The sequence below is a fragment of the Serratia sp. CY44782 genome (assembly GCF_052168715.1).
GTDB classification, from domain to species: Bacteria; Pseudomonadota; Gammaproteobacteria; order Enterobacterales; family Enterobacteriaceae; genus Serratia; species Serratia nevei.
This window is the reverse complement of the sequence record NZ_JBJNME010000003.1, coordinates 125266-137783: the sequence shown is the minus strand read 5'-3', so window position 1 is coordinate 137783 and position 12518 is coordinate 125266. Positions and strand designations below refer to the sequence as shown.

Here is a 12518-nt window from a genome sequence, read left to right as displayed (position 1 = left end):
GGCTATTCATCCGACACGCGATTAACGGCCGGCGACGGTGACGAAGCGGGTTTCCAGGTAGGACTCGATCGCTTCGCTGCCGCCTTCGGTGCCGTGACCGGAGTCTTTCACGCCGCCAAACGGCGTTTCCGGCAGGCCGAAACCGATGTGGTTGATGCTCAGCATGCCGCTCTCCACGTCGCGCCCCAGCGCATTGACGGTGGCGATGTTGCGGCTGTAAGCGTAGGCGGCCAGCCCGTACGGCAGGCGGTTGGCTTCGGCGATCGCCTCGTTATAGGTGGCGAACGGGCGCAGCAGGGCGACCGGGCCAAACGGCTCTTCCGACATGGCGCGCGCGCTCAGCGGCACGTCGCGCAGCACCGTCGGCTCGAAGAAGTTGCCTTTACCCGCCACGCGCTTGCCGCCGGTGCAGGCTTTTGCCCCGTGGGCGACGGCATCTTGCACCAGCGCCTCGATATTATCGACGCTGCGGCCCAGCACCATCGGCCCCATGGTCACGCCGTCTTCCAGCCCGTTGCCGAGCTTGAGCTCACGCACGGCGGCGGTGAATTTCTCCACGAAGGCTTCATAAACGCCTTGCTGGATCAGGAAGCGGGTCGGGGCGATACAGACCTGGCCGGCGTTGCGGAACTTGGACTGCGCCAGCTCTTTGGCCGCCGCGTCGAGATCGGCGTCGTCGAAGATCAACACCGGCGCGTGGCCGCCCAGCTCCATGGTGGCCTTTTTCATATGCTGGCCGGCCAGCGCCGCCAGATGCTTGCCCACGCGGGTGGAGCCGGTGAAGGAGATCTTGCGAATGGTCGGATGCGGGATCAGGTATTCCGAGATTTCCGCCGGGGTGCCGTACACCAGCGCGATCACCCCGGCCGGGATCCCGGCGTCGGCGAAGGCTTTGATCAGCTCAGCCGGCGAGGCCGGCGTTTCTTCCGGGCCTTTGACGATGATGGAACACCCTGCGGCCAGCGCGGCGGACAGCTTGCGCACGATCTGGTTGATCGGGAAGTTCCACGGCGTGAAGGCGGCCACCGGGCCGACCGGCAGCTTGAGGGTTTGCTGCTGCACGTCGCGGGCGCGGGACGGAATGATCTGCCCGTAGGTGCGGGTGGCTTCGCCGGCGAACCAGTCGATGACGTCGGCGGCGTTGAGAATTTCGATTTTGGCCTGCGCCACCGGTTTGCCCTGTTCCTGCGTCATGACGGCGGCGATGGCATTGGCGCGTTCGCGCAGCAGCGCCGCCGCTTTGCGCATCAGGTTGGCGCGCTGGTGCGCGGCGGTGTCGCGCCAGACGTTAAATCCGCGCTCGGTGGCGGCCAGCGCCAGATCGAGATCCTCTGTGGCGGCGTGCGCCACTTGACCGATTATCTCGTCGGTGGCGGGGTTGGTGACCGGCAGGGTTTTCCCGGCCAGCGCGTTGCGCCATTGTCCATCGATATACAGTTGAGTATCCGGATACATTGTTGCCTCTTGTTTGCGGAGTGTCAGGGGCCGATGAGCTTCGCGATGCGGCGCGCCTGAAAGGGACAGGGACCTTAACCCTACGCCGAATGGCGGCGATCGTCCAGGCGAGGGGCACGAAAGCGCCAGGGCGGCTACTCAACCGGCGATGTTTTGGCTATGCTGAGCAGATTGTCAGCACGGACGAGGAGGTCGGGTGCAAGGGGTACCACAACAGTTTCCGTTCGAGAAGGATTGCGCGCAGTTCCGGCATTTGTCGCATCTGCCGGGCGTCGAACTTTATCAGGCGCATATCGAACGCTATGCCTTCGAGCCGCATACCCACGACGCCTTCGCTATCGGCACCGTAGACACCGGGGCGGAGCGTTTCCGCTATCGCGGCGCGCAGCATCTGGCGGCGCCGGGCGCGCTGGTGTTGATGAACCCCGATGAGCTGCATACCGGCGAAGCCGAAACGCCGGGCGGCTGGTGTTACCGCATGCTCTATCTGGCGCCCGAGGCGCTGGAGCAACTGTCCGGCGATCGGAGCCAGTGGTTCACCGATGCGGTGCGCCACGATCCGCGGGCGGCGCAGCGCCTGTCCGCCATTCTCGCCACGCTGTGGCAAACCGACGATCCGCTCACGCTGGACGGCCTGCTGTTGGAGGCGGTCGAGTTGCTGCACCCGCACATCCGCACCGGGCAGCGGGAAAAAGCCGAGGCGGCGCACCGTTTCGAAGTGGTGAAAAGCTACCTGCACGACAACTTTGCCGAGGCGGTGACCCTCAATCAGCTGGCCGAGCTGGTGTCGCTCAGCCCGTACCATTTCCTGCGCAAGTTCAAGGCCGAATACCATGTTTCGCCGCAGCAGATGCTGATGGCGATCCGGCTGTCGCAGGCCAAACGCATGCTGGAGCGCGGCATGCCCGCCGCACAGGTGGCGGCGGCGGCGGGGCTGACCGATCAGGCACACCTGACGCGTGCCTTCGCCAATCGTTACGGCGTCACGCCAGTGCGTTTCCAGAAACAGGTGAAATTGGGCTAAAACAGCAACCTGCTACAATAATTCCTCCCCGCGTTTTCGCTACTCTGCCGCTGTCTTGTCGGGCGGGTTGGCCGCACCGGCCGTTTGTCGGAGTCGTTATGTTCATTGGCGTTGTGTTTGCCCTGGCCGCCGGGCTGATGTGGGGATTGATCTTCGTCGGCCCGCTGCTGGTGCCGGATTATCCCGCCGCGCTGCAGTCCACCGGGCGCTATCTGGCCTTCGGGCTGATCACCTTGCCGCTGGCGTGGTTCGATCGCCGCCGCCTGCGCAAGCTGCGGCGCCAGGATTGGCTGGAGGCGCTCAAGCTGACGGCCATCGGTAACCTGCTGTACTACCTGTGCCTGGCCAGCGCCATTCAGCGTACTGGCGCACCGGTATCGACCATGATCATCGGCACCTTGCCGGTGGTGATCGCCATCTGCGCCAATCTGTTTTACGGCCGGCACGACGGGCGGCTGGCCTGGGGCAAGCTGGCGCCGGCACTGCTGCTGATCGTCTGCGGGTTAGCGTGCGTGAACGTCGCCGAGCTGCGCGGCAACGCGCTGCCGATCGACGGCTGGCGTTATCTCAGCGGCCTGGGGCTGGCCGTGTTGGCGGTGGCGTGCTGGACCTGGTTCCCGCTGCGCAACTCGCGCTGGCTGCGGGAGAACCCGACGCAGCGGCCGGCTACCTGGGCCACGGCGCAAGGGCTGGTGACGCTGCCGCTGGCGCTGCTGGGCTATCTGGCGGTCTGCGGCCAATTGGCGCTGAGCGAGCCGGCGTTCGCCTTGCCGTTCGGCCCGCGCCCTGAGGTGTTTATCCCGCTGATGCTGGTCATCGGCGTGTTCTGCTCCTGGCTGGGGGCGCTATGCTGGAACGAAGCCAGCCAGCGCCTGCCGACGGTATTGGTGGGGCCGCTCATCGTGTTCGAAATTCTGGCGGGGTTGGCCTATACCTTTCTGCTGCGTCAGGCCTGGCCGCCGCTGCTGACGCTGGCCGGCATCGTCTGCCTGATCGCCGGCGTGGTGTACGCCATGCGCATCAAGCCGCAGCCGGTGGTGGTGGCGCTGGAGGACAAGCAGGGGTGACGCCCGCCGCGAAGGCGGGCGCGAGGGTTAACGCTTGCTGTGGTGAATGATCTCTTCGGCCACGTTGCGCGGCGCTTCGGCGTAGTGGCTGAATTCCATGGTGTAGGTGGCGCGGCCCTGCGACATCGAACGCAGGGTCGTCGAGTAGCCGAACATCTCGGACAGCGGCACCTTGGCACGAATTTCCTTGCCGCCGCCGCCCGGTATTTCTTCCATGCCCTGCACCAGACCGCGGCGTGAGGAGAGGTCGCCCATCACGTTGCCGGCGTAATCTTCCGGCGTTTCCACCTCCACCGACATGATCGGCTCAAGGATCACCGGATCCGCCAGGCGGCAGGCTTCCTTGAAGCCGAAAATCGCCGCCATGCGGAACGCCTGCTCCGACGAGTCGACGTCATGGTAAGAACCGAAGGTCAGGTGCACCTTGACGTCCACCACCTGATAACCGGCCAGCACGCCGTTGTTCAGCGCCTCGAGCACGCCTTTTTTCACCGCCGGGATAAATTCGCCCGGAATGACGCCGCCCTTGATCTCATCGAAGAATTCGAAGCCTTTGCCGGGGTCGTTGGGTTCGACGGTCAGCACCACGTGGCCGTATTGCCCTTTACCGCCGGACTGGCGCACGAACTTGCCTTCCACGTCGGCCACCCGCTTGCGGATGGTTTCGCGGTACGACACCTGCGGCTTGCCGGTGGTGGTCTCCACCCCGAACTCGCGGCGCATGCGATCGACGATGATCTCCAGGTGCAGCTCGCCCATGCCGTAGATAATGGTCTGGCCGGATTCTTCATCGGTGCGCACGCGGAACGACGGATCTTCCGAAGAGAGGCGCTGCAGCGCGATGCCCATTTTCTCTTGGTCGCCCTTGGTCTTCGGCTCGATCGCCTGGGCGATCACCGGCTCGGGGAAGGTCATGCGTTCCAGCGTGATAATGGCGCCGGGGTCGCAAAGCGTATCGCCTGTGGTGACGTCCTTCAGGCCGACGCAGGCGGCGATGTCGCCGGCGTGCAGCTCGTCGATGTCCTTACGATCGTTGGCGTGCATCTGCACGATGCGGCCGATGCGCTCCTTTTTGCCCTTGATCGGATTGTAAACGCTGCTGCCTTTGGCCAGCACCCCGGAGTAGACGCGCACGAAGGTCAGCTGGCCGACGAACGGGTCGGTCATCAGCTTGAACGCCAGCGCCGAGAATTTTTCGTTGTCGTCGGCTTTGCGGGTGATGATTTCATCGTGTTCGCCGTGGCCTTCCATCGGCGGCACGTCGAGCGGCGAGGGCATCAGTTCAATTACCGCATCCAGCATGCGCTGCACCCCTTTGTTGCGGAACGCCGATCCGCACAGCATCGGCTGGATTTCGCCGGCGACGGTGCGCACCCGCAGCCCGTGGACGATCTCCTCTTCGCTCAGCGGTACCTGGTTGAGGTATTTCTCCATCAGCTCTTCCGAGGCTTCGGCGGCGGCCTCAATCATGTTTTCGCGCCACTCCTGCGCCGAATCGCGCAGCTCAGCCGGGATCTCTTCGAAGCTGAAGTTCATGCCCTGCGAGGCCTCGTCCCACAGAATGGCCTTCATCCGCACCAGATCCACCACGCCGCTGAAGTGGTCTTCGGCGCCGATCGGAATGACGATCGGCACCGGGTTGGCTTTCAAGCGCTCGATCATCATTTTGCGCACGCGGAAAAAGTCCGCGCCGATGCGGTCCATCTTGTTGACGAACGCCAGCCGCGGCACCTTGTATTTGTTGGCCTGGCGCCAAACGGTTTCCGACTGCGGCTGCACGCCGCCCACCGAGTCATAGACCATCACGGCGCCGTCCAGCACGCGCATCGAGCGTTCCACTTCAATGGTGAAATCGACGTGCCCGGGGGTGTCGATGATATTGATGCGGTGCTGCGGATAATTATGCTGCATGCCGTTCCAAAAGCAGGTGGTGGCCGCCGAGGTGATGGTGATGCCGCGCTCCTGTTCCTGCGCCATCCAGTCCATGGTCGCCGCGCCGTCATGCACTTCACCCAGCTTGTGGCTGACCCCAGTGTAAAACAGAATCCGCTCGGTGGTGGTGGTCTTGCCGGCATCGATATGCGCGGAGATGCCGATGTTGCGGTAACGTTCGATAGGGGTGGTACGAGCCATAATCAACCTTTCTTAGCCGCGTGAAGGAGAGCGGCTTAAACAGCATGGATAATGGTGATAATCCTCATAGGGTTATCTGCCGGATCGCAGAGCCTCGCTCTGGTCACAAACTAATCGTAGTTGAAGGCGTTGGTTTTTATAAGCGATGGCTGTGATAGATGAAAGTTTGCGCGCAGGGGGAGAAAAGGGTGAAAAAAAAGGCCCGTAACGGGCCTGTTGTCGAACGGCGCATTCGCCGCTTATTTGCGTCCCAGCAAGAAGCCGAAAACGATGCCGACCGCCGCCGCAACGGCCACGCCGGCCAGCGGGTTGGCTTCCACCTGGGTTCTTACGCTGTCCGCTGCGTCTCGGGCGGCATAGCTGGCCTGGGAGGCGTATTTGCGCGCCGCGCCGCGCACCTGATGCTCCGGTGAATCCACGGCTTTGCCGAACGCTTCTTGTACCGCGCCTGCGGCTTCATTGGCTTTGTCTTCCGCTTTTCCAAACATGCAACTCTCCTGGTCCTTGTGGGTTAACGAACCCTAAGCCTAGCAGGTGAACGGCACTTTTTGCAGCATTCTGTGCGTTATAAGAGCAATCCGAGCAAAGAAATGTCTTGCCGGGCGTACGGTGACGGCTTCACCCGCGCGGTTTTTTGTGTTCTATTGGCTAGCTGTTTAACCGGGTATCGTTAACCTTTGACCGATTCGTTGAGTTGAAAGGACTCCCCATGTCAGTACTGCGTATTCTGGCGCTGCTCGCTACGACCGCCGCCGTGTTGCCCGCCCAGGCCAAGCCTGTGCTCCACGGTGCCGCGGCCGAAAACGGCGTTCGTTGGCAATCTTGTCTCAACAGCGGTTTTCAGCGCTGGTTCGATGAGGCGCCGCCGCCGGGCCTGCGCTGCGGTTACCTCGAGGTGCCGTTAGCCTATGCCACGCCGCCCGCTCATGCGGCGCAGGCGGGCGAACAGACCGTGCGTTTGGCGCTGACCCTGCTGCCCGCCACCGGGCCGAAAAAGGGCAGCGTGGTGATGATCAGCGGTGGGCCGGGGCTGCCGGGCATCAATCCTGATTTGGGCAACGACGCGCACGTCGCCAGATTGCGAAAATCCTACGACATCATCGGTTACGATCCGCGCGGCGTCGGCCAATCGACGCCGAAAATCTCCTGTCAGGTGGCCGAAGGCGACGAAACCCCGTCACCGGACGACAACGACGTGGCCGGTGCGGAGAACCAGACGCGCACCCTGATTGCCGCCTGCATCAAACAGACCGGCGCGGACGTGCTGCAACATATCGGCACCGACGAAGCGGTCAACGATCTGAACGCGATCCGCCACGCGCTGGGCGAACCGGGGCTGACGGCGGTGGCGTACTCTTACGGCACCAAGGTGGCGGCGCTGTATGCCGAACGTTTTCCGAAGAAAACGCGCGCGCTGGTGCTCGACGGGGTGGTGGATCTGGCGGAAGACGATTTCACCCAGCGGCTGAACCAGGAGCGGGGCTTCCAGCAAAGCTTCCTGCGCTTCGCCGCCTACTGCGGCAAAACCGACAGTTGCCAGCTGGGCGGCGGCGCCAATCAGGCGCTGCAGCGTTATCATGCCTTGCTGCGCAAGCTGCATGAGCAGCCGTTCGTCACCGCGGCGGGGTATGAAATCTCCGCCGACGACGTGCTGACGGTCACACGTTCGCTGCTGCTGTGGCCGGAGCGCTGGCACGAGCTGGCGACCGTGCTGCGCCAGCTCGATGCCGGGATCGCCGGGCAGCAGGTTTCCGATCTGATCGACGAAAGCTATTCGCCGGATGCCGATGACGCGCTGAACGTCATCACCTGCGCCGACGTCGCCAACCCGACGGCCGATCCGCAGCTGTTGCGCCGGCAGCGGCAGGAGATCAATACCGCCGCTATGTATGCCCACTATCTGCCGCTGCACGAATACCCACTGGAAATGTGCGATCTATGGCCGTACCGCGGCAAAGATCGGCCGCATATGCCCGTGGCGTCTGCCGCGTTGCCGCCGCTGCTGTTCGTCGCGCAGCGCTACGATCCGACCACGCCGTACCGTAACGCGCAGGTGATGGCCGCCGCCTTTAAAAGCCCGCTGATCACCCGCGAACGCGACGGGCATACGCTGGTGCTGAACGGCATCGACAGCTGCGTTGACGAAAGCGTGGTGGATTATCTGCTGGCGCCGAAAAAGCCGCGCCACGACAAGACTTGCCGTTGAGGAGGCCGGGCGGAAGCCCGGCCTTAAGTGAGTCAACCGGCGAAAATATGCGCCTGGCCCATCACGTTGAGAGTGACCTGAGAACCGGGCTGCAGGCCTTCGCGGCTGACGGTTTTGATCTCGATTTGCGCGCCGCCGGCGGCCATTTGCAGGTTGAGCGTAGAGACGAAGCCGGCGAAATCGATGCCTGTGATCACCGCCTGGCCGCGCTGCGCCGGATCTGACAAACCGATTTGAATCTGCTCCGGACGCAGCATGATGCGCGCCGGGCCGCTGCGTTGCCGATCGTTGACGGCGATGCGCCCCAATGCGCAGTCGGCCCAGCCGTGCGCCAGTTCGGCGGTCAACACCAGCGTTTCGCCAAGGAAGCTGGCGGTCGGCTCATCGACCGGCCGCAGATAGAGATCTTGCGGCGCGCCCACCTGCGCCAGCCGGCCGTTGCGCATCACCGCCACCTGATCGGCGAACGACAGCGCTTCGCTCTGATCGTGGGTGACCAAAATCGACGCCACCTTGGCCTCCGTCAGCAGTTCGGCGACCGCTTTGCGGGTGGCGGCGCGCAGGCCGGTATCCAGCGCCGAGAACGGTTCGTCCAGCAGCATCAGCCGGGGTTGCTGCGACAGGGCACGCGCCAGCGCGACCCGTTGTTGCTGCCCGCCGGACAACTCGTGCGGCCACAGCGCGGCCAGACGGCGATCCAGCGCCACCATCTCCATCAGCGCCTCGATGCGCCGCTGTTTCTCACGCTTGCTGCCTTTAAGGCCAAAACCGATGTTGCCGGCGACGGTAAAGTGCGGGAACAGCGCGCCATCCTGCGGGACGAAGCCGATGCCGCGCAGATGCGCCGGCACCCAGCCGCCGCCGTTGCCCATGGCTTGCCCCTGCAGCAGGATCTGGCCGCCGTCAGGAATTTCAAAGCCGGCGATGATGCGCAGCAGGGTGGTTTTGCCGGAGCCGGAAGGGCCGACGATCGCCGTACGGCTGCCGGCGGCAACCTGCAGGTCGATGTGTTCCAACACCCTGATGGCGTTGTAAGATTTTTCGATACCGTGCAGTTCGAGCGTGCTCATAGTCCCGCCGTGCGTTTAGATTGAGAATAAAGAAGCCAGGTGAGCGGCAATGACAGTGCCACCATAATCAGCGCATAAGGCGCGGCGGCGACGTAGTCTATCTCGCTGGTCAGCGCCCAAAATCCGGTGGCCAGCGTGCGGGTGCCGTTCGGCGCCAGCAACAGCGTGGCGGTCAGTTCATTGGCGATCGCCAGGAACACCAGCGCTGCGCCCGCCGCGGCACCCGGCGCCGCCAGCCGCAGCGTAGTGCTCCACAGTGCCTGCGCCGGCGATCTGCCGAGGCTGCGCGCCACGTTTTCCAATTCCACCGGCGCCTGCGCGATGCCGGCGCGCAGATTGATCAGCGCCCGCGGCATAAACATCAGCAAATACGCCAGCAGCAGGGTGATTTCGGTTTGGTAAATCGGCCGGAAGCTGTGAATGGTGATGGTCACCAGGGCCAGCGCCACCACGATGCCGGGCAGCGAGCTGGTCACGTAGTTGCAGCCTTCCAGCACGCGGTACAGCCGGGCCGGATAGCGCACCGACAGCCAGGCCATCGGAATGGCGCACAGCGTGATCAGCAACGCGCCGACGGCGGACAGCGACAGCGTTTGCCACAGCGCGGGCCACAGCTCGGCGTTGCGCCACACCTCGAATCCCCCCAGCCACAGCCAGCGGGCCAGGGTAATGAAAGGCACGCCCAGCGCCAGCGCGGTCAGCGAAATCGGCAGCAGCAGCGCCAGCGCGGCGAGCGTCAGCGAAAGGCGACGCGGCGTTTGGCTGCGGGCGCTGCCGGAACCGACGCGGGCATAGCGCGCGCGGCCGCGGCTGAGAGCCTCAAGCAACAGTAACCCGAGGCAGCACAGCACCAATACGCCGGCCAGCATGTTGGCCGCCGGGCCGTTGAAGGTCGACTGGAACTGATCGAAGATAGCGGTGGTGAAGGTATCGAAGCGGATCATGGCATACAGGCCATATTCCGCCAGCAGGTGCAATGCGATCAGCAGGGAGCCGCCCCAGACCGCCAGCTTCAGCTGCGGCAGCACTACGCGGAAAAAGACCGCCAGCGGCCGAGAACCGAGCGAGGTGGCGACGTCTTCGATACCGGGATCCAAACGGCGCAGCACGGCGGAGGCCGGCAGGTAAATAAACGGGAAATAGGCGAGCACCGAGATGAAGACTCCGGCGCCCAGGCCGTGCATCGACGGCACCAGGCTGATCCAGGCATAGCTTTGCACAAAGGCCGGCACCGCCAGCGGCGCGGTGGCCAATACTGCCCAGAGACGGCGGCCCGGCAGCGTGGTGCGCTCGGTCAACCAGGCCAGGGCCACGCCCAGCACGGCGCAGATCGGCAGTGTCAGCACCACCAACAGCAGGGTGTTCAACAGCAGTTCCGCCACGCGCGGGCGGAAAACCAGAGCTTTGACCGTTTGCCAGCCGGTTTCAAACGCCACGCCGATAACGAATCCCAGCGGCAACAGCGCCAGCAGCGACAGCAATACGGCGCTGGCCACCACGATCGCCCCCGGCCGCTGGTGACGGGAGACAACAGAATAACGCCGCGCGGTCTGCGCGGCGTGGGTACTCAGGTTTGACATAACGATCAAAAACTCTCGGTTTGCCGGCGGGCCTTACAGCAGGCCGGCTTCGGTCATCAGTTCGACCACTTTTTTACTGTTCAGCTGCGCGGCGTCTACTTTCGGTGCGTCCAGATCTTTCAACGGCACCAGTTTCGGGTTGGAGGCCGCGCCGACGCCGACGGCGTACTCGAAGGCGTTGTTGGTGCGCAGGATCTCCTGGCCCTGTTTGCCGGTGATCCACTTGATGAACGCCTGCGCCTGCTGCTGATGCTTGCTGGAAGCCAGCACGCCGCCGCCGGAGATGCTGACGAACGCGCCCGGATCCTGATGTTTGAAGTAGTACAGCTTGATGTTGTTGCTGTTTTCGCCGGTTTTAGCGCCATCCACGAACGGGTAGTAGTGATAGATCACGCCGCTGTCGACCTGGCCGGCATTGACCGCTTTCATCACCGTGCTGTTGCCCTTATAGGCGGTGAAGTTGGTTTTCATCGCTTTCAGCCACTCCAGCGTCGCTTTCTCGCCTTTCAGCTCCAGCAGCGCGCTGACGATCGCCTGGAAATCGGCGCCCGACGGCGAGGCGGCCCAGCGGCCTTTCCATTCCGGCTTGGCCAGGTCCAGCAGCGACTTCGGCAGCTGCGCTTCGGTCAGTTTGGCCGGGTTGTAGACGAACACGGTAGAGCGGGCGGCGATGCCGGTCCAGCGGCCGTGGCTTGGGCGATACTGCGGTTCCACCTGGGCCAGCGTCGCGGCGTCCAGCGGGGCGAACAGCTTGGCGTTATCCACCAACACCATCGCCGGGGAGTTTTCCGTCAGGAAGACGTCGGCAGGCGAAGCGCTGCCTTCTTGCACCAGCTGATTGCCCAGCTCGCTGTCGCCGCCGTTGCGCAGCGTGACCTTGATGCCGGTGTCTTTGGTAAACCCGTCGACCCAGGACTTCACCAGATTTTCATGTTGGGCGTTGTAAATAACGATGCCCTGATCGGTGGAGGCCGCCTGAGCGCCGAAGGCCAGCATCATCGAGGAGGCGAGCAGGGCGACGGGGCCGAGAGATGAAATACGCAGCTTCATGCAGTTATCCTTTTTAGCGTTCGAATGAGGAAAACGAATATCGCCTGGCAAGCGCAAGCAGCCCGATTTTAGCCAAGAACATCAATAATGATAGTGAAAACGATTCGTATTAAATTATTTTTGACGATCGCTCACAAAATGAATTGCCCTAAGGATAAGTTAAGTTTCGGCTGGAATAATCTGTATTGATTGCCTGAATAGAATTGGGGCGTGTTATTTCACAGTGAGCGGCCAACCTGCCATCGCAGGAGGCCGCCCGTCAGGCTTGCTTCTTGTCACGCCAGCACGAACTCACCGTTGCCGACACCGAAGAATTGCCCGTTGATGCTGCCTGCGTACTGCGACGGATGAACCAAAGAGGCCAGCACCCGGCCATTCTCCAGCAGCGTCAGGACGATCGAACCGGGGTTGATGGCCAATTGCAGGGTTAACGGAACGCCGATCAGATTTTCGGCATCGGGCACGGTGCCTTGTAAATAGATCGTCGAGATATTGATGTTACCGCCTGAGCCGGTGCCGGTGGCCTGGCCGATAAAATGCACCGATGTACCGCTTGATGGGGCATTGGGACCAATATTGGCGAGCTGTGCGGAAATTTGCACGGTCTCCGCATGTGGCGCGCAGCCACACCCGCATCCACAGCCCTGGAAGCTGAAGTAGCCGCAGATATTTTGTTGGCACCCGCATCCACACAAGGATTGCGGATGCACTTGCTGGTTGAACGCCGGTTTCAATTGCGGATGTTGGTTGAGCAGCGCCTGTCGGCTCTGCACTTCCGCGCTATAGGCGTCACGTGATTGTTTATTCAATGCGTTAGCCTGTTCAGGCGTAATATCTTGCAATGAAGGCATAGGTAAACTCCTGTGATTTTTGCTGAGTCAGTCTGAAGTGCATATCACGCTGAATCCGGTTAGCCACCAGACAGGTAATTGC

At 62.9% G+C, this 12518-nt stretch carries 10 protein-coding genes; 3 read left to right on the top strand and 7 right to left on the bottom strand.

Annotation, left to right across the window (positions count from 1 at the left end; all coding sequences use genetic code 11):
* Window positions 1-21: 21 nt before the first annotated feature.
* Window positions 22-1455, bottom strand: a complete 1434-nt coding sequence (locus ACJ8HT_RS06595) for an NAD-dependent succinate-semialdehyde dehydrogenase (protein ID WP_197652882.1) — start codon at window positions 1453-1455, stop codon at window positions 22-24.
* 196 nt (window positions 1456-1651) lie between these two features.
* Between ACJ8HT_RS06595 and ACJ8HT_RS06590 the strand changes: the two genes are divergently transcribed.
* Entirely contained in the window at window positions 1652-2479 is an 828-nt protein-coding gene (locus tag ACJ8HT_RS06590) for an AraC family transcriptional regulator (protein WP_060387784.1), read from the top strand.
* A 98-nt stretch (window positions 2480-2577) separates the two neighbouring features.
* Complete coding sequence (locus ACJ8HT_RS06585) at window positions 2578-3546, top strand: DMT family transporter (RefSeq protein ID WP_060418765.1); 969 nt, start codon at window positions 2578-2580, stop codon at window positions 3544-3546.
* A 27-nt stretch (window positions 3547-3573) separates the two neighbouring features.
* On the opposite strand, the gene fusA is transcribed toward ACJ8HT_RS06585, so the two are convergent.
* Together fusA and ACJ8HT_RS06575 are read right to left on the bottom strand one after the other, a co-directional pair.
* A complete protein-coding gene (fusA, locus tag ACJ8HT_RS06580; RefSeq protein ID WP_151428550.1) occupies window positions 3574-5679 on the bottom strand; it encodes an elongation factor G in 2106 nt (701 codons plus the stop codon).
* A 239-nt stretch (window positions 5680-5918) separates the two neighbouring features.
* Window positions 5919-6167, bottom strand: coding sequence for a CsbD family protein (locus tag ACJ8HT_RS06575; RefSeq protein WP_016927634.1), 249 nt, complete (start codon window positions 6165-6167; stop codon window positions 5919-5921).
* A gap of 221 nt (window positions 6168-6388) precedes the next feature.
* Here ACJ8HT_RS06575 and ACJ8HT_RS06570 point away from each other — a divergent pair, with 221 nt between their 5' ends.
* Window positions 6389-7885, top strand: a complete 1497-nt coding sequence (locus ACJ8HT_RS06570; RefSeq protein WP_197652881.1) for an alpha/beta hydrolase — start codon at window positions 6389-6391, stop codon at window positions 7883-7885.
* A 32-nt stretch (window positions 7886-7917) separates the two neighbouring features.
* Here the strand turns inward: ACJ8HT_RS06570 and ACJ8HT_RS06565 are convergent, their stop codons facing one another.
* The 4 genes from ACJ8HT_RS06565 to ACJ8HT_RS06550 form a co-directional block, all read right to left on the bottom strand.
* Window positions 7918-8955: an ABC transporter ATP-binding protein gene (locus ACJ8HT_RS06565; RefSeq protein ID WP_197652880.1), complete on the bottom strand. Its 1038-nt coding sequence runs from the start codon at window positions 8953-8955 to the stop codon at window positions 7918-7920.
* Window positions 8952-10535, bottom strand: coding sequence for an ABC transporter permease (locus tag ACJ8HT_RS06560; protein ID WP_197652879.1), 1584 nt, complete (start codon window positions 10533-10535; stop codon window positions 8952-8954). Before ACJ8HT_RS06560 ends, ACJ8HT_RS06565 begins: the two co-directional genes overlap by 4 nt.
* Window positions 10536-10568: 33 nt before the next feature.
* A complete protein-coding gene (locus ACJ8HT_RS06555) occupies window positions 10569-11585 on the bottom strand; it encodes an iron ABC transporter substrate-binding protein (protein WP_197652878.1) in 1017 nt (338 codons plus the stop codon).
* A gap of 275 nt (window positions 11586-11860) precedes the next feature.
* The gene (locus ACJ8HT_RS06550) at window positions 11861-12436 is read right to left on the bottom strand and encodes a hypothetical protein (RefSeq protein WP_194572245.1); all 576 of its coding nucleotides are present in this window, start codon (window positions 12434-12436) and stop codon (window positions 11861-11863) included.
* Between the last annotated feature and the right edge of the window lie 82 nt (window positions 12437-12518).